Below are 17926 nucleotides of genomic sequence, written 5' to 3'. Positions count from 1 at the left end.
CCTCTATCCCTTTGCCGCTTAACCTCAGAATTAAACAAATAAAAAAAACGCAGACATATATAACACTTATGAAGCTCGGCAGATTACTTCCGTGTAAGCATCCTTACATACGCCAGCTCAGACCGTTAATTACCCCCTCATTTTTAAATTCTTGTTTCACTATTAAAGCTCATCACAGCAGCAGATTGCTCTGTTTATTCAATCAACGGACACGGTATGGCCGCTTGTTATTAAATGACAAGACGCTTGTCTACCGGACGGCCACAACCGTGCAAAGCTGTCTGCTAGTGTATATTTCAGGAGGCATCAGCCGGAGCAATCAGCTGATATAGCCGTCATCGGGTTGCAGATATCTACTCTATGTCCTTCAGTCCAGGGAAATTAATTATCATGTCTGCGGAAGACAGAAAATACGATCGTATGGCCGCAAGGCTTGCACTCATTATCAGTCGGTTGTTTATGGGGGAGCAGCTGTCAGTGCAGGCGCTGTCGCAGGAGTTTATGGTGTCAGAACGAACGCTTAGACGGGATTTCAGGGAACGGCTGAGCTGCTTAGCACTGGATTACAGACAGGGAGCGTGGTCTTTATCGAGTGTGAATGAAGGGGTACGCACTGATAGGGATATATTGCACTTTGCCCGCGTTACCAGTACTGATCAGCTGTTTCCTGTCTTGGACAGTAAGCTCATTTCAGTACTCACGGATAAAAGCATCGAGTCCCCATTTATCGTCTGGCATGAGCCCCCGGAGCGTAAGTCTACTCATCCAGGCAGTTTCTGGCGCATTACGCAGGCCATTGTGAACAGGGTGCTGTTGGATATCACCACCGTTGGGCAACATTACCGTTGGTTTGCTCCTTACCGGCTAGTTTTCTTTGGTAGCTGCTGGTATCTGGTGGGTGAACATGATCATCAGATTCAGGTGTGCGTACTAAGCAACATCTCCAACGTGTCACTAACTCAGCAAAAGTTTCTGCGCAGGCGCTCCATCGATGAGCGGCTCACCGATACGGACTTCATTAATTCACTTCCACATTTTCAATACGTCAGGAATGTGCTGACGGGCACCCCTCCATCTCCCTCTGCTTGATCGAGATGGAGCCGCATATGACATCATCCTGAGGCACAATGTATTTATTAATTCTCGGTCTTACATGGCTAATTCCCGGAGGCGTTTTGTACCATAACGCGCGTAAAACTAACGATGACACGCGGTTTGACCGCAGCACCCGCGCAGAAGCCGCGGGACTCGCATTGCTGTGGCCGCTGGTCATTTGCATCATGTTTCTATATGGAATTGCACACAGAGTTGAGCGATTTTTAAACAATACTTTTCACTGAGCGGTTTAATACCGCATTCTCACCATGATGAGGTTATAAAATGAAATATAAAATGCTGCTTGTGCTGGCTATTCTTCTGCTTTGCGCCTGTGAGGATGAAGACCCTGAAATACGGATTGAAACCCAGAATCGGGTAAATCAGTTTATAAATCTTCCATATGCTAGCGTAAGTGTATACGCGCTGGTCGATGATATTGAAATTAAAAACATCATTGTGAATCGTGGTAACTGCAGGATGGAAAATCAGCGCTTTAAGGGGCTTAATAATGGGATGACGAAAATACCTAAGCGCCTGAAATATGGCGAAGTGGTAACACTGGATTTCTCTGGACCTTGTAAAGCCTCTATGGTCGAGGTTGTGACCAGCAGTGGGAGTTGGTCACAGTCTTATAAGTAACTTAAATCATTTCTAACGCTCACCCTGAACAAATAAATAGCGAATATTAATACTACGTATTAACAGCCGTTATAAACCTCCCATCCGTAAGGTTTCCCTCCTTAAGGGATTTTAACCATATTATTCACAACTAAAATTTTTTAATCCCCCTCCAATCGGACAGTGCAGGCTGCTATCAGCCTGCTTTTTTTAATTGAATGGAAAAAATGGAAAATATCGTATTACCGTTCTCACTTACATCTCACCGCACCATAAAACGCGCTTTAGCCTTGCTGGAAAATCATCTACGTGAACCTGGCGTGGCATTTACCTCAACCCCCTTTTCCCGCGACTGGATTCGACTCCAATTAGCCAGTCAGGAACGGGAGTTGTTTATGGTGCTGCTGCTCGATAATCAGAACCGCCTGCTTGCACATGAGACGCTTTTTCACGGCACGATAAGCAGCACGGTGGTTTATCCACGCGAAGTGGTTAAAGCGGCGCTGCGGCATAACGCGGCAGCGGTGATCCTTGCCCACAACCATCCATCTGGTTTTGCTGAACCGAGTGATGCCGACAGGAATATCACCGAACGTCTGAAGAAGGCGCTCGCGCTGGTAGAAGTGCGACTGCTGGATCATCTCGTCGTCGGTAGCAAAGAGATCGTGTCGTTTGCTGAACGCAACTGGCTATAGCGGGGGGATATGATGAATGACCGCGAATGGGGGCTGAAGTGCAACATCACTCCGCGCTTCAGTGCCCGGCTGGTGCAGGAAGGCAACCGGCTGCATTTTCTGGCTGACCGGGCTGGAATAGTCAGTGAATTCAGCGAAGAACAAATTGACCGTATCAATCAATCGTTCCCGCAAATGATCAGCATGCTCGAACATCTGCTAACCACCGGTGAACTTAATCCCCGTCAGCAGCATTGCGTCACGATTTATCACAACAACCTTACCTGTGAAGCCGACACGCTCGGTTCGCACGGCTACGTCTATATCGCAGTTTACCTGACACCTCGGTAATTCCCTCTTTAGGAAAATCAATATGCCAACCTCAGCAATACATCCAGGGCGGGCGGCATCGTGCTGCCTGTCACCCGTAGCGCACTGGCGAACATTGCTGGTCTACCTGCTGGAAAAGCACTTCGGGCTGGAATTAAACGATACGCCATTTTGCAGTGAGTCAGTCATCCTGCAACACATTGAGGCGGGTGTTACCCTGGCCGATGCCATCAATTTTCTGGTGGAAAAATATGACCTGGTGCGCATCGATACCCATGGCGATACCTATTCAGAGCCAGAAATCTTCCTGACCGCCGCCGATATACTGAAGGCAAGTCACGCTACCGGATTAACTCAGCGCAATCTCAATTAAATCCTGTATAGCGCATTCCAGATTTACCTTTCTGCTGCTTACTCCTCTATCTGACAACGCATAATGCCTCTGCCATCACCGGCAGAGGCATTTGCATATATGGAATTTTTTGCGATGCAAACAGAACCTGAAGTGATTACCGAACATACTGAGCTGATTAACTCGACCAATATTGAGCGCATAGTCACCGGACGTGATACAGCGCTGGTGCAGATTGAACAGTTGATCCAGCAACTCAGTACCATTTCACAGCTAACTGCCGGAATCGGTGGTGGCAATGCCTCTGACTGGGCGATGAAGTCAGGTCATCGCTATGACTGCTGGCTGATGGAAAAGACAGATAAAGCGATGCCAGTGATTACCCGCAACATTGATCGCAGTCTGTGGCGTGATTTGATGTTGAAATCCGGCATGCTTTCGCTGATGGACGCACAGGCGCGTACTCAGTGGTATCAGGACCTGGAAGATGGTGACCTACCTGCGATCAGTGAAGCAAACATTCTCAGCACTTTCGAGCAGTTGCATAAGAATAAAGCTGAAGTGTTTGAGCGCGGCATCATCAATGTGTTTAAAGCACTGTCATGGAATTACAAAACTAACAACCCATGCTTTTTCGGCAAGAAGATCATCATCAATAATCTGGTGACCCACAACCGCTGGGGCTTTAGCCTAACTTGGGGGTTCAAACGTGATCAACTGGCGGACCTTGAAAGAATGCTGTATTTGCTCGACGGCAAAGCGATACCTGATAATCGCGGTGATATTTCCATTAACCTGATGAATCACTTTCGCGATAACCCAGGCAAGGATTCTTACGACGACAGTTACTTCTCCATTCGCTACTTTCAAAAAGGCACCGCGCATCTCACGTTCAAGCGCTCCGAGTTAGTGGATAAGATGAACAACATTATCGCCAAGCATTATCCAAACCAGCTATCGCGTTAGACTACACAGTCGTTGTAAGATAATGGGAGACGGGCTAATAAAATGAATAAAAGTTTTAGGCACTTTTTTAGGCACCAACGAATAGTTGAATTGAAAAAGTAAGATTTTAATTCAGGTGGATAGCGGACCAATTCAGACTCCGCCAGCCCACCAAAATTCTCCATCGATGATTACCAGAGTCATTCGATGAAGTCCTAAGAGCCCGTATGGCGCAAGCCTTACGGGCTTTTTTGTATCTGGACTCTTTCAAGGCGACTCGCATGAAAATCCCAAACCGACTCCAGCCTCTCGTCGATGATGGCCTGGTAGATGAAGTACTACAGAGACTAAGAAGCGGCAAAGAAGCTGACGTTTATACCGTGTTAACGGGCGGCAAAATCCAATGTGCCAAAGTGTACAAGGACGCCACGCAACGAAGTTTTAAGCAGGCCGTGCATTATCAGGAAGGACGTAAAGTCCGTAACAGCCGCAATTCACGTGCGATGCAAAAAGGGTCGAAATTCGGGCGTAAGCAGCAAGAAGAAACCTGGCAAAGTGCCGAAGTGGATGCGTTATTCCGCCTGGCGAATGCCGGCGTACGCGTCCCACAGCCCTACATTTGCATCGACGGCGTATTGTTGATGGAGCTGGTCACAGACGCAGAAGGCCTGGTTGCGCCACGCCTGAGCGATGTGTTCCTCTCCGAAGAGAATGCCATGAAAGATTTCGACATTATGATCCGCAATATCGTGCGTATGCTGTGCGCCGGCATTGTTCATGGCGATCTGTCGGAATTCAACGTGCTGCAGGACGCCAACGGACCGGTCATTATCGACTTGCCACAAGCTGTCGATGCCGCCGCAAACAATCACGCAGAATCGATGTTTGAGCGCGATGTGAATAACATCACCGCCTATTACGGGCAATACGCTCCGCAAATTTTGCAAACGCGCTATGCGAAAGAGATCTGGCAGTTATATGAAGACGGAAAGCTAACGCCAGAAACGCCGCTTACCGGTCTCTTCGTAGAAGAGTTGCATGAAGTGGATATGAATTCGCTGATGGATGAGATCATCGCCGCCGAGGATGAGTTCTACGATCGTCAGCGCGCGGCTAAAGAACGCGACGAGGAATAAATGCGGCTCCACAGCTCGGGCAGGCTGGCAATAAACGCCTCGGCTATCGCATGTTTATTGCCCCCGGGATTCCATAACGTTACCAGCGTAACATTCAATCCCTGATTGCCGACTTCGGTGGGCAATAGCTGCACATTGCGCCACTGCTGAGCCTGAAAATGCATCGGCAGGAATCCCCAACCCGCACCACTTTCCAGCAAATGCTGCAGGATGGCGCGATCGTTAACGAACAGGCACTTGCCAGAAATTTGCAGGCGTCGGCTAATCTGTTCATCGTGGTGGGGATGCATTACCAACTGCGGAATTAGTGACAGATCGAGCATCGTCACCGGCCGCTGCTGTTCGCGAAACAGCGTGTGGGCGGCGAAAAAATTAAGTTCGATGGTGCCCAGCGCCTGCCATTCCATCTCATTTCCCAACGTACGATGCTGCGCCTGGCAGATAGCAACATGCGCCGTCCCATTTTTGAGCGCCGCTTCAGCCTCATCACGCGTACAACTCCATGCGTTAAAACGGATGTTCTTCTCAGCCATATATTCAATCACAGCGTGAAGAAAAGCGTGCGGAATAAAAGGATCGTAAACCAGCACCAGTTCCTGCTCGACGGCAACAGGCAATGCACGCGCGTAGGATTCAAATGCCTGCGCCTGACGCAGAAAAAGATGCGCCTGACGATGCAGCTGTTGGCCTTTTTCCGTTAGCAGTAACCTGCGCCCTTCCCGTAAGAACAGCGTGTAACCCAACGCATCTTCAAGATAATCCAGAAGGTCACGCACCGTGGTACGATCCTTCCCCAGCAACAGGGCAGCTTTCGAAATGCTGCCGGTTTCAGCAATCGTGGCAAAGGCTTCAATCTGCGAAAAAGAGTAGCGCAACGCGGTCATAGCAGACTCCAGAATTGAGAGGGATTTTCCCCCATTGAGTGATTTTATCAGGGGATTAACCGTTCATATACTGCTGCGTAATCACTCCTCAAGCGCAGAGAACAAAATGCAAAAACGTCTTTTACAACCGATCCTGATGGCCGCATCGCTGAGCGCGATCGCCCTTTCCTTCACCTCACACTCCTTCGCGGCGGAAACACAGAATTGCGGTGGCGTAATGCTGCAATCTTGTCCGCAGCCTTTTGATAAGAAGCTGCCGGATCCGCATCAGATGCTGAGCTGGAGCCAGGCCGAGCGTGTGGTGGGATTCCGCAATGATTATCGCAACTATGCGGGCGATGTATTTCATCATGGCGATTCAACGGCTTTGAAAGCCGCCAGTAAGCCGCTGACCGACGCCTCTTACACCTTCAACGGCAAACGCTATTCGTTGTCCGACTACCTGAAAAGGGAAAATGTCAGCGGCATGCTGGTGCTGAAGAACGGGAAAATTGCCTATAAGTATCTCGGCGCAGGCAATACCGACCAGACATTATGGACGTCTCGTTCAGTGGGTAAATCGGTGGTTTCCACGCTGGTAGGTATCGCCATCAAGCAAGGTAAAATCCATTCGCTTGACGATCGGGTAACGGATTACGAGCCGGATCTCAAAGGCACCGCCTGGGATGGCGTCACGCTGAAGCAATTGATCCAGCACACTTCCGGTGTCGCCTGGAACGAGGATTACACCAATCCTAACTCTGACTTTGCGCATCTGACGCAGTGTGAAGCGCGCCCTGGCACCTACGATTGCGTGCGCAATATCATCAGGCAACTGCATCGCGCACATCCGGCGGGAGAATCCTGGTCGTACTCATCCGGCGGTGCGTGGTTGCTCGGCGATGTACTGGAGAAAGCCACCGGCATGTCAATCGCCTCCTGGCTGGAGCAATCCATCTGGAAGCCTTACGGCATGGCCAGCGATGGCGTATGGCATGCTTATGCCAAAGGCCAGCACGACGTTGGCGCACATGGCTTTAACGCCACGCTGGAAGATTGGGGCCGCTTCGGCTTGTTCATCATGAATGAGGGTCGTTTGCCAAATGGTCAGCAGATGTTGCCCGATCACTGGCTGGATGATGCATCCAACTGGACGCAGGCGCGCAACTCGCTATCCGCCGCTCATCCTGAAGGCACTTATGGCTATCAATGGTGGAACAACGCGGTTGCCGCCAATGCGCAACATGTCGCTCCCACCGCCGATAAATCGTTGAAAAATTCACTGTGGGCGCTGGGTATTTATGGTCAGGTGATTATGGTGAACCGTGCTGAAAACCTGGTGATCGTGCAATGGTCAACCTGGCCTGAAGCTGAACCAAAGATGAATGCTCAGCCACTTGAAGCCGCGCTTATGTTCAGCGCAATTGCGCAGCAGCTGGCAGATTAACGCTGCGGGGCCACCGTTAAGGTGGCTCCCTTCACTCTCTGTAACAACCTAAAATGCTATCTGGTGTCGATTTAACCAACGAAACTAGACCTTTTTCATTCCTGGTTTATTCTTAAATCTTTCCATCCCGGCCTATGCCAGGATGAATACCTGAGACGACATATTTCATGAAAGAGGGAATTATGAAAAAGACCATTATTGCACTGTCAACCATTCTGATGGCTTCTTCGGCTTTTGCCGCGACCACACATGCAACTGATGAGACTGTCGCTAATGCGCAGGCCGGTGCTAACACCGCTAAAGAAAAACTGCATCAGGCGCAGAACGAAGGTAAAGAGCAGCAGCTCAAAGCCAAGCATGCTGCTGAAGGTAAAAGCGACAGCATGACCAGCAAAGCCAGCGAAGGGACGCAGAAGGCCTGGAACAAAACCAAAGAAGGTTCTGAGAAAGGTTGGGATGCTACCAAAGAAGGCACGCAGAAAGGCTGGAATAAAACCAAAGAAGGTGCCAGCGATCTGAAAAAGAAAGTGACTGAATAACTTTCTTTGCTGAACCAAGAGGCCGCGTTTGCGGCCTTTTTTAATGCCAGTATTTCCTCAACTTTGCATCTTCCGCGCTATCCCCTTAGACTTTACGCAACACTCCATTAACCAATAATTCTTATGTCTGACACCTTTACCCGCCAGCCGCTGCCTTTACCCAACGGTCACAACAAAGTGCTGCTGCACTCCTGCTGTGCGCCCTGTTCGGGCGAAGTGATGGAAGCGATGCTGGCTTCCGGCATCGATTACACCATCTTCTTCTACAACCCAAATATTCACCCGCTGAAAGAGTACGAGCTGCGTAAAGAGGAGAATATCCGCTTTGCCGAGCAGTTTGGTGTGCCCTTTGTTGATGCCGATTACGATAAAGACAATTGGTTTGAGCGGGCGCGCGGCATGGAGTGGGAACCGGAACGTGGCGTGCGCTGCACCATGTGTTTCGACATGCGCTTTGAACGCACCGCGCTGTATGCACATGAAAACGGCTTCCCGGTGATCACCAGTTCACTCGGTATTTCGCGCTGGAAGAATATGCAGCAGATCAACGACTGCGGCGTGCGTGCGGCGGCGCACTATCCGGATATGCTTTATTGGGAATTTAACTGGCGTAAAGGTGGCGGCTCGTCACGCATGATTGAGATCAGCAAGCGCGAACGCTTCTATCAGCAAGAGTATTGCGGCTGCATCTATTCGCTGCGCGACAGCAATCGCCATCGCGTAGCCAGCGGCCGCGAGCGCATTGAAATCGGCGTGCAGTATTACCAGCCAGACGAAGAGTAAAGAAAAGGGCAGGAAATCCTGCCCTTTTTCGTTAACGAAACACCAGCGTTAACACCACGATGACGATCATCATCAGTATCAGGTGAAACACCACCTTATTGAGATTGCGGTTACGCATTTCGCCTCCATGTGTTTAAAACCACTGACCAAAACGCTTGATGTAGAGCATTTTCATGCCCTGCGCGACCACGCAATAACCGAGCAGCGTTGCCACCAGCCATGGGAAGTAAGACCACGGCAGCGGCACCAATCCCACCATCGCACCCAGCGGTGAGAACGGCAGCAGAATACCGGCGATCATCACACACGCAGTGGTCAGCAGCACCGGCAGCGCCGCACGGCTCTGGATAAACGGAATCTTTTGCGTGCGCAGCATGTGCACCACAAGCGTCTGCGACAGCAGGCCTTCAATAAACCAGCCGGACTGGAACAGCGACTGCATTTCTGGCGTATTCGCCGCGAACACATACCACATCAGCGCGAAGGTGGTGATATCGAAAATCGATGACGTTGGCCCAATCCACAGCATAAAGCGTTTGATATTACGCGCGTCCCATTTACGCGGTTTGCGCAGGAACTCGCGGTCCATTTTGTCCCACGGCAGCGCCAGCTGGGACAGATCGTACATCAGGTTCTGAATCAGCAGATGAATCGCCAGCATCGGCAGGAACGGAATAAAGGCGCTCGCCACCAATACCGAGAACACGTTGCCGAAGTTGGAGCTGGCGGTCATGTTCAGGTACTTGATGATATTGCCGAAGGTTTCGCGTCCCTTCATGACGCCCTCTTCCAGCACCATCAAATTTTTTTCCAGCAGGATGATATCGGAGGACTCTTTGGCGATATCCGCCGCGCTATCCACGGAAATCCCAACATCGGCATCACGCAGCGCCGGGGCATCATTAATCCCGTCGCCGAGGAAGCCCACGGTATGCCCTTGCTGTTGCAGCGCGCGCAGAATGCGTGATTTTTGTAGCGGCGTGAGTTTAGCAAATACCGAACTCTGCGCGGCGGCATCGGCCAGCTGCTCGTCGCTCATCAGGGCAATCTGGTCGCCGGTGATGATGGCGCCGCTGTCGATGCCAACCTGCTGGCAAATGCGCGCGGTGACCACCGGATTATCGCCGGTCAGCACTTTGACGCTGACGCCATTGTCGCGCAGCGCGCTGATGGCTTTGGCGGCGCTCTCTTTCGGTGGATCGAGGAAAGTCAGCAGCCCTTCAACCGTTAACCCTTGCTCATCCGCCACGCTCAGCGGCTGTTGTAAACCCGGCTCCGCCAGCACGCGACTCGCCACCAGCAGCACGCGGAAACCCTGCTCATTATATTGATGTGCCAGCGCCAGCAGTTCTGCGCGACGCGTTTCGTTCAGCGGCTGCACCAGTTTGCCTTCACGCTCGGCAGTCGCGATGCTCAGCATCTCTTCCACCGCGCCTTTGCAGATCAACATCTGTTGATTGAGACGACGATCGCGCACCACCACCGAAACGCGACGGCGAATAAAATCAAACGGCAGTTCATCCACTTTAATATAGGTGTCGCCCACCGCCTCGCTGACGCGGTTTTTGCCGTACTGCAAAATGGCGCGATCCATCAGATTCAACGTGCCACTTTGATAGTGGCTGTTGAGCCAGCTCAACATCAGCACGCGAGAATTTTCGACGCCAGCACAATCCAGATGATGCTCCAGAATGATGTTGTCCTGCGTCAGCGTGCCGGTTTTATCGGTGCAGAGAATATCCATCGCGCCGAGGTTTTGAATCGCGTTCAGGCGTTTGACGATCACTTTACGCCGCGACATGGCGATGGCGCCTTTCGCCAGATTCGAGCTGACGATCATCGGCAACATTTCAGGCGTCAAACCTACCGCCACCGCCAGCGCAAACAGCGAAGCATCCAGCCAGTCGCCTTTGGTCAAACCATTAATCAGCAACACCACCGGCACCATCACCAGCATGAAGCGGATTAACAGCCAGCTCACGCTGTTGACGCCGCGGTCAAAGGCGGTTTGTGCGCGATTACCCACAATCGATTTCGCCAGGCTACCGAAGTAAGTTTCGCTGCCGGTTGCCACTACCACCGCTTTGGCGCTGCCGCTGGACACGTTGGTGCCCATCAGGCAGACGCTGCCGAGTTCCAGCAGCGATGTGCCCTGCTCGCTGGCACCGCTGCTTTTACTGGTGACGTGGCCGGTGACGTCATATTTTTCAACCGGTAACGATTCGCCGGTCAAAATCGCCTGGCTGATAAATAGGTCGCGTGAATCCAGCAGCCGCACATCGGCAGGCACCAAATCCCCCGCCGACAGATAGATGATGTCACCCGGCACCAGCGTGGCGATATCCACTTCCTGTTTGAGCGGCGCTTGCTGCGCTGACTCACGACGCAGCACTGTTGCGGTGGTGCGCACCATTGATTTCAGCGCCTGCGCCGCTTTGTTGGTGCGGAACTCCTGCCAGAAGCGCAGCAAACCGCTGAGCGTTACCATCGTCACAATGATGATGACACCGGTCAGATCGGTCTCCTCGCCGTTGCGCAGCGGCAGCCAGAAATCAGTGAAAAAGCTCACCAACGCCAGCGCCATCAGGACATAGATAAACGGATTGTTGAACGCCTGCAGCAACTGCAATAACGCCGGTGGCGCTTTGTCGTGTTCAACCTGATTGCGGCCATACACGTCTAAACGTGCCTCGGCTTCACGTTCACTCAGGCCAAGCGCATCGCTGCGCAGACGCACCAGCGTTTCGTCGGCAGTGAAGCCGGCTTCATCTTCAATCAGGTAACGCGGTGTTTTTTGACGCGGCTGGCGCGTGGTATTCCAGGCTTTTTTTTCCTGGTTGAGTTTCATGTCAGTCATGGTGACATTCCTCTTTATTACGGCAATAAAAATCCCTGCGTGCGTGGCACACAAATTAAATTAACGGCAATGCTTTTTTAAATTAAAAATAACCTGTCGGGAATTTCCATATCACCTCCCGGAAATTAAAGACGAAAAGAGTCGCTCGAAAAATAACGAGTAATAAATAAAGACGAAGGTAAACACCACGCAATCGAACAGCGAAAAGCTGTCTAATGCGCAGCGCAAATCAGCACGCTGAGGTTCAGCGCGCGTATCGAGGCGGAGGGAAAAGTGTGTTAAAAATCATGTGCATGATGATCTTCCCACGGGTTTTGGCCCGTTACAGTGTCGTTTTAAGGGAACAATCATCAGAAAAGGGAGGATTGCTGCCCGCCAGGATGGCAAGCAGCGACAAAAAAGTTCGCGCGTCAGCTTGCCTTGTGATGCCAACTAAAAGGGTGACTGTCCAACTGAACTCTCCTGCTTTGAAATTGCGGCCATTATATTCCCGGAAGGAACGAAGTAAAGTTAATTATCGGTTAATCACAGAACATTTATATTTCGTTGCAGTTGAGTTGATATATCCCATTTCGGTCGCCATAAATGGCGACCCTACGACGGCCATGCAGCCTACCTTCCTTATAACTGAACCACCCGACTTAGATCATTAATGCATATGCATAGCCTGAAATTGACTATTCTTCACTGCTGCGCTCTCGTAAACTCGCGTTACTTTTTTTAGGCAAGGAAACAACATGAAAAAAATTATTCCCTCACTGCTAGCGTTATCGCTGGTAGCCGCCTTCTCTGTTCAGGCAGCGACGCCGAAAGATACGCTGGTTATTGCCCAGTCCACCGACGATGCCGACAGCTTCGATCCCGCGCAGGGCTTTGAGCTCACAACAGTGCAAGCATTCACTAACATTTATCAGCGCCTGGTTCAGTCCGATCCCACCAATCCAACCGATTTAAAACCAACGCTGGCGACCTCCTGGCAAGCGGGCAGTGATAATCGCAGCCTGACCTTTGAACTGCGCAAAGGCGCTCAGTTCGCCAGCGGCAATCCGTTGCGTCCGGAAGATGTGATCTTCTCGCTGGGCCGCGTGGTGAAACTCAACCTCGATCCCTCCTTTATTCTTACCCAGCTCGGCTGGAATAAAGACAACGTCGATACCTTCCTGAAGAAGGTTGATGACAACCACGTACAGATCAGCTGGAGCGCCAACGTCAGCCCGGCGTATGTGCTCAGCCTGCTCTCCGCGCCGGTCTCTTCGATTGTTGATGAGAAAACCGCGCAGGCCAACGCGAAGAACGGTGACTTCGGCCACGCGTGGCTCGGCACCCACTCTGCCGGTAGCGGCCCGTATCAGATTCGTAAAGTGGTGCTGCATGAAGCGATTCTGCTGAGCGCCAACCCAACCTCTCCGGCGGGCGCACCGAAGCTGAAAAACATCCTGATCAAAAACGTTCCAGAACCGGCTGCGCGTCGTCTGCTGCTGGAACAGGGCGATGTGGATATCGCGCGTAACCTCGGCGCGGATCAGATTGCCTCGCTGAAAGGCAAAGCGGGCGTGAAGACCGAAGCGATCCCGATGGCATCGCTCTATTACATCCAGTTCAACATTGGTGAGAATCCGGTACTGAAGAACCCGGCGCTGTGGGAAGCGGCTCGTTACCTGTTCGACTATAAAGGTATCGCTAATGACCTGCTGAAAGGCCAGTTCGACGTGCATCAGACTTTCCTGCCGAAAGGTTTCCTCGGCGCAATCAACGACACGCCATACACTTACGATCCTGAGAAAGCCAAAGCGATTTTGAAGAAAGCCGGTCTGACCAACGTCAGCTTCAAGCTCTCCACCAGCAATCAGCCGCCTTACCTCGACATCGCGCAGGCGCTGCAGGGCAGCTTTGCTAAAGGCGGCGTGAAGGTTGAAGTGCAGCCTGGCTTGAGCTCTGAAGTCTCTACCCGCGTGAAGGCGCACAAATACGAAGCCACCCTGAACGCCTGGGGCGCAGACTATTTCGATCCAAACACCAACGCCGCGTCCTTCGCTTACAACCCGGAAGATGGCAGCAAAACCGTGGCTTACCGTTCTGACTGGCATATCCCAGAGCTGAACAAGCAAACGCTGGCCGCCACCGCCGAGAGCGATAACAACAAGCGCGTTGAACTTTATCAGGCGATGCAGCGTGAAGTGCTGAAAAACTCGCCGTACGTGATTGGCTTGCAGGCGAAAAACCTGATTGCGCTGCGCGACAATCTGCAAGGCTATGTGCAGGGCATCAACCCAGACATGGTCTATTACTCGCAGGTTTCTAAGTAATGGCAGTGTCAGCTTCACAGGCCGGGTTCGCCCGGCCACTCTGGCAACGCGTTAGCCACCTCGTTACCAGCCTGCTTTCGCTGCTGGTGACGTTGGTCGGTTTGTTAGCGTTCACTTTTATGCTGTCGCACCTGTCGCCTGTCGATCCGGTGCAGCAGATCGCCGGCGATCACGCCAGTGAAGCCACTTACGCGCAGGTGCGCCACGATCTCGGCCTCGATCAGCCGGTGCTGGTGCAGTTCTGGCGCTATATCAGCCATCTGGCGCGCGGCGATCTCGGCTTATCGCACCTGACCAATCAACCGGTCAGCGCCGACCTGATGCGTACCTTCCCCGCTACCATTGAGCTGGCCACCTGCGCGATGATTTTTGCCGCAGTGTTTGGCATTGCCCTGGCGCTGCTGGCGGCGTGGAAACCGGGCAGCATTATCGATAACGTGGCGCGTTTTGTGTCGCTGCTTGGCTACTCGGTGCCGGTGTTCTGGCTCGGCCTGCTGGGTTTGCTGCTGTTTTACGCCGTGCTGCACTGGTCTGCCGGACCGGGCCAGCTCGATGACATCTGGATCTACACGCTGGAGCCGAAAACCGGCTTTGTGCTGATTGATAGCTGGATGTCCGGCGATCCCGAGATGTTCCGCAATGCGATTGCCCATTTGTGGCTGCCGGTGGTGATTCTCGGCCTGCTGGCGATGGCGGGTATTACGCGCCTGCTGCGCGCGGCGCTGCTGGAAGAGAGCAGCAAAGAGTACGTGGTGCTGGCGCGCGCCAAAGGTGCCAGCCGTGGCCGCATTTTGCTGCGACATATTTTCCCCAACGTGCTGGGCACGCTGATTACCGTTATCGCCCTCTCCTACGCCACGCTGCTGGAAGGTTCGGTCTTGACCGAAACGGTATTTGCCTGGCCGGGCGTCGGTCGCTACATGACCAACGCGCTGTTTTCCTCTGATGTACCGGCGATTCTCGGCTCGACCTTGCTGATTGGCAGCTGCTTTATTCTGCTCAATGCGCTGGCCGATGCCCTGACCTGGTTAACCGATCCGAGAACCCGATGACTCAACAACTCTCTGAACTGGAAACGCTGCGTCCGCGTCGCCGCCGCGCGCGCGTGACCTCACTCACCATCGGCCTGACGCTGGTGCTGATTGTGGTGGCGATGGCGTTGTTCGCGCCGTTGCTGGCGCCTTTCGATCCCAATGCGCAGATCATCTCCCAGCGTTTGCAGGCGCCGTCGGCGCTGCACTGGTTCGGCACCGATGGCTTTGGCCGCGATCTGCTGTCACGCGTGATTTACGGCGCGCGCCCAACGCTGCTGCTGGTGTCACTGATTCTGGTGCTGACCATTCCGGTTGGCCTGCTGGTCGGCATTACCGCCGGTTACCTGGGCGGCTGGACCGAGCGCGTGTTGATGCGCATTACCGATATCTTCCTGTCGCTGCCGAATCTGGTGATTGCGCTGGCGCTGGTCGCCATGCTCGGCCCCGGTTTGATGAATGGCGCTCTGGCGTTGGCGCTTACTAGCTGGCCGCCGTTTGCCCGTCAGGCGCGTGCGGAAACGCTGGCGCTGCGCCGCAGTGATTACCTCGCCGCCGCGCGCATGCAGGGCATCACCGGCTTGCGATTGATGTTTGGTCATATTCTGCCGCTGTGTATGCCAACGGCGGTGGTACGCGCCGCGCTGAGCCTCGGCGGCATTATTCTTTCAGCCGCTGGCCTCGGCTTCCTTGGCATGGGCGTGCAACCGCCTACCGCTGAATGGGGTTCGATGGTGGCAGAAGGCAGTAAAGTGATCTTCGACCAATGGTGGGTAGCCGCCGCACCCGGCGGCGCGATTCTGTTCGCCAGCCTGGCGTTTAACCTGACAGGCGATGGCCTGCGTGACCGACTGGATACTCGCCATGCCAAATGATCTGTTAATTGATGTACAAGGCCTGACGATTCGCAGCGATGATGCGCTACTGGTCGATAACATCGGCTTTCAAATTGGCCGCGAGCGCGTGGCGTTGGTAGGGGAATCCGGTTCCGGTAAATCACTCACCGCGCGCACGCTGATGGGCTTGCTGTCGCCTTCGCTGCATTTGCAGGCTGAGCGTTTGCAGATTGTCGGCACCGATGCGCTGAGCCTGCGCGAACGCGACTGGATCCAGCTGCGCGGTAGCAAGGTGGCGATGGTGATGCAGGATCCGAAATATGCGCTCAATCCCACGCGCACTATTGGCTGGCAGGTGGAAGAACCGCTGGTGCTGCACCACAAACTGAGCCGCGCCGAGCGTAAAGAGAAAGTGTGCGAGATGCTGGATGCGGTGGGTCTGCCCAATCCGCGTCAGTTGATGAAACGCTATCCGCATCAACTCTCTGGCGGCATGGGCCAACGCGTGATGCTGGCGATCGCCTTGATCACCGATCCTGAATTGCTGATCGCCGATGAACCCACGTCGGCACTCGATCACGCGATGCGCGATCAGGTGCTGGCACTGATTCGTCGTCTGGTGGAGCAGCGCAACATGGGTTTGCTGCTGATCAGCCACGATCTGCAACAGGTTTCCGAACACTGCGAACGCGTGATGGTGATGTATCAAGGCCGCGTGCTGGATACCTTGCCGGCGTCCGAGCTCTCCAACGCCAGCCATCCTTACACCAGCACCTTGTGGGCCTGTCGTCCGAGTAAAGCCACACACGGCGAGCGCTTGCCGGTGCTGGATCGTGCCGCGCTGGAGAAAAATTATGATTGAGTTATCGAACCTCAGCGTTTCGCACAAGCAAGGTTACGAGCTGCGCACCGTGGTGCACGATGTGTCGCTGCAGGTTGCGGCCGGTGAGTGTTTTGGTCTGGTTGGCCCATCCGGCTGCGGCAAGTCGTCGCTGCTGTGGGTGCTGGCGGGATTGAATCCGCACTGGAGCGGCAGCATGTCGCTGGCGGGCACCGCCGTGCAGCCCGGCAAAGCGTTTACCGGCCAGCTGCGCCGCGATGTGCAGATGGTGTTTCAGGATCCCTACGCTTCGCTGCATCCGCGTCATCGCCTGCGTCGCACGCTGGCGGAACCGCTGAAAATGCTTAAGCGTGATAACATCGACGACCGCATTAATGCCGGGTTCCGCCATGTCGGGCTGGATCCGGCGCTGGCGGATCGCTATCCGCATCAGCTTTCGGGCGGTCAGCGTCAGCGCGTGGCGATTGTGCGCGCCTTGCTGCTGGAACCGAAGATCCTGCTGCTGGATGAGCCGACCTCGGCGCTGGACATGTCGGTGCAGGCCGAGATCCTCAACTTGCTCAACGATCTAAAGCAAAAAGATGGTTTAACCATGGTGCTGGTCAGCCACGATCCGGATGTGATCGATCACATGTGCGATCGCGCAGCGCGCATGGCGCAAGGCCGCATCGTGGAACAACATTCAACAACAAGGAACACCGTATGACGGTTAAGTTACGTCCGCTGGAGCGGGAAGATTTACGCTTTGTGCATCAACTCGATAACAACGCCAGCGTGATGCGTTACTGGTTTGAGGAGCCGTACGAAGCCTTCGTCGAGCTTTCTGACCTGTATGACAAACACATCCACGATCAAACCGAGCGTCGCTTTGTGGTGGAGCATGATGGACACAAAGCCGGTTTGGTGGAGTTGGTCGAGATTAATCACGTGCATCGCCGCGCTGAGTTTCAGATCATTATCGATCCTTCACATCAGGGCAAAGGCTTAGCCACGAAAGCGGCAAAGTTAGCGATGGATTACGGCTTTTCGGTGCTGAATCTCTACAAACTCTATCTGATTGTCGATGAAGAGAATAAGAAGGCGGTGCATATCTACACCAAGTTGGGTTTTGAGGTGGAAGGCGTACTAAAGCACGAATTTTTCATCAACGGCGAATACCGCAACACCATTCGCATGTGCATTTTCCAGCAGCAACATCTGGCGCAACATAAAAGCGCCAATGCCATGGTGAAGCCCACCGCGCAGTAAACGTTGGGTCGCCATGAATGGC

Annotated in this window: 18 protein-coding genes; 16 read left to right on the top strand and 2 right to left on the bottom strand. The window is 53.2% G+C overall.

All coding sequences use genetic code 11. The annotated features are described in order from the left end of the window. Positions 1 to 390 precede the first annotated feature (390 nt). The 7 genes from PanJK_RS12550 (at position 391) to PanJK_RS12520 (ending at position 5153) form a co-directional block, all read left to right on the top strand. Positions 391 to 1089, top strand: a complete 699-nt coding sequence (locus PanJK_RS12550) for a WYL domain-containing protein (RefSeq protein WP_265300068.1) — start codon at positions 391 to 393, stop codon at positions 1087 to 1089. Positions 1090 to 1380: 291 nt separating this feature from the next. Continuing rightward, a complete protein-coding gene (locus PanJK_RS12545; protein WP_265300066.1) occupies positions 1381 to 1737 on the top strand; it encodes a hypothetical protein in 357 nt (118 codons plus the stop codon). Between the two features lie 206 nt (positions 1738 to 1943). Further along, the gene (gene radC, locus PanJK_RS12540) at positions 1944 to 2411 is read left to right on the top strand and encodes a RadC family protein (protein WP_414858944.1); all 468 of its coding nucleotides are present in this window, start codon (positions 1944 to 1946) and stop codon (positions 2409 to 2411) included. A 12-nt stretch (positions 2412 to 2423) separates the two neighbouring features. Further along, entirely contained in the window at positions 2424 to 2741 is a 318-nt protein-coding gene (locus PanJK_RS12535) for a type IV toxin-antitoxin system YeeU family antitoxin (protein WP_265300061.1), read from the top strand. A gap of 22 nt (positions 2742 to 2763) precedes the next feature. Beyond that, the gene (locus PanJK_RS12530; protein ID WP_265300058.1) at positions 2764 to 3093 is read left to right on the top strand and encodes a toxin; all 330 of its coding nucleotides are present in this window, start codon (positions 2764 to 2766) and stop codon (positions 3091 to 3093) included. A gap of 114 nt (positions 3094 to 3207) precedes the next feature. Then, positions 3208 to 4038 (top strand): DUF4942 domain-containing protein, encoded by an 831-nt coding sequence (locus PanJK_RS12525; RefSeq protein WP_265300056.1) that lies wholly within the window; start codon positions 3208 to 3210, stop codon positions 4036 to 4038. A gap of 260 nt (positions 4039 to 4298) precedes the next feature. Further along, positions 4299 to 5153, top strand: a complete 855-nt coding sequence (locus PanJK_RS12520) for a PA4780 family RIO1-like protein kinase (protein ID WP_265300055.1) — start codon at positions 4299 to 4301, stop codon at positions 5151 to 5153. On the opposite strand, the gene PanJK_RS12515 is transcribed toward PanJK_RS12520, so the two are convergent. Further along, positions 5120 to 6037, bottom strand: a complete 918-nt coding sequence (locus PanJK_RS12515) for a LysR family transcriptional regulator (RefSeq protein WP_265300052.1) — start codon at positions 6035 to 6037, stop codon at positions 5120 to 5122. The two genes, PanJK_RS12520 and PanJK_RS12515, sit on opposite strands and share 34 nt — an antisense overlap. Positions 6038 to 6143: 106 nt before the next feature. Here PanJK_RS12515 and PanJK_RS12510 point away from each other — a divergent pair, with 106 nt between their 5' ends. The 3 genes from PanJK_RS12510 to PanJK_RS12500 all read left to right on the top strand — a co-directional run bounded on the left by PanJK_RS12510 (position 6144) and on the right by PanJK_RS12500 (position 8785). Then, the gene (locus PanJK_RS12510; protein WP_265300050.1) at positions 6144 to 7463 is read left to right on the top strand and encodes a serine hydrolase domain-containing protein; all 1320 of its coding nucleotides are present in this window, start codon (positions 6144 to 6146) and stop codon (positions 7461 to 7463) included. A 182-nt stretch (positions 7464 to 7645) separates the two neighbouring features. Then, positions 7646 to 8002 (top strand): hypothetical protein, encoded by a 357-nt coding sequence (locus PanJK_RS12505; RefSeq protein ID WP_265300048.1) that lies wholly within the window; start codon positions 7646 to 7648, stop codon positions 8000 to 8002. A 123-nt stretch (positions 8003 to 8125) separates the two neighbouring features. Beyond that, on the top strand, positions 8126 to 8785 hold the full coding sequence (locus PanJK_RS12500; protein ID WP_008101584.1) for an epoxyqueuosine reductase QueH: 660 nt from the start codon (positions 8126 to 8128) through the stop codon (positions 8783 to 8785). A gap of 133 nt (positions 8786 to 8918) precedes the next feature. Here PanJK_RS12500 and mgtA read toward each other — a convergent pair whose 3' ends face one another. Further along, complete coding sequence (gene mgtA / locus PanJK_RS12495) at positions 8919 to 11642, bottom strand: magnesium-translocating P-type ATPase (protein WP_265300046.1); 2724 nt, start codon at positions 11640 to 11642, stop codon at positions 8919 to 8921. A 737-nt stretch (positions 11643 to 12379) separates the two neighbouring features. On the opposite strand from mgtA, the gene PanJK_RS12490 reads away from it, so the two are divergent. Genes PanJK_RS12490 through speG form a run of 6 tightly spaced genes read left to right on the top strand, consistent with a single transcriptional unit; the run spans position 12380 to position 17904 of the window. Continuing rightward, positions 12380 to 13948 carry an ABC transporter substrate-binding protein gene (locus PanJK_RS12490; protein ID WP_008101588.1) on the top strand — a complete coding sequence of 523 codons (1569 nt, stop codon included), beginning with the start codon at positions 12380 to 12382 and terminating at the stop codon, positions 13946 to 13948. Next, positions 13948 to 15000, top strand: coding sequence for an ABC transporter permease (locus tag PanJK_RS12485; RefSeq protein ID WP_154181619.1), 1053 nt, complete (start codon positions 13948 to 13950; stop codon positions 14998 to 15000). Before PanJK_RS12490 ends, PanJK_RS12485 begins: the two co-directional genes overlap by 1 nt. Continuing rightward, complete coding sequence (locus PanJK_RS12480) at positions 14997 to 15854, top strand: ABC transporter permease (RefSeq protein WP_256697175.1); 858 nt, start codon at positions 14997 to 14999, stop codon at positions 15852 to 15854. Before PanJK_RS12485 ends, PanJK_RS12480 begins: the two co-directional genes overlap by 4 nt. After that, positions 15844 to 16677, top strand: a complete 834-nt coding sequence (locus PanJK_RS12475) for an ABC transporter ATP-binding protein (RefSeq protein WP_256697176.1) — start codon at positions 15844 to 15846, stop codon at positions 16675 to 16677. The genes PanJK_RS12480 and PanJK_RS12475 overlap by 11 nt, the downstream gene beginning before the upstream one ends. After that, the gene (locus PanJK_RS12470) at positions 16670 to 17362 is read left to right on the top strand and encodes an ABC transporter ATP-binding protein (protein ID WP_061718040.1); all 693 of its coding nucleotides are present in this window, start codon (positions 16670 to 16672) and stop codon (positions 17360 to 17362) included. The genes PanJK_RS12475 and PanJK_RS12470 overlap by 8 nt, the downstream gene beginning before the upstream one ends. Then, entirely contained in the window at positions 17359 to 17904 is a 546-nt protein-coding gene (gene speG / locus PanJK_RS12465) for a spermidine N1-acetyltransferase (RefSeq protein WP_008101618.1), read from the top strand. The genes PanJK_RS12470 and speG overlap by 4 nt, the downstream gene beginning before the upstream one ends. The last annotated feature ends 22 nt before the right edge of the window (positions 17905 to 17926 follow it).

The sequence above is a fragment of the Pantoea sp. JK genome, from assembly GCF_026130245.1.
GTDB classification, from domain to species: domain Bacteria; phylum Pseudomonadota; class Gammaproteobacteria; order Enterobacterales; family Enterobacteriaceae; genus Pantoea; species Pantoea trifolii.
This window is presented reverse-complemented; position numbering and strand designations above follow the sequence as displayed.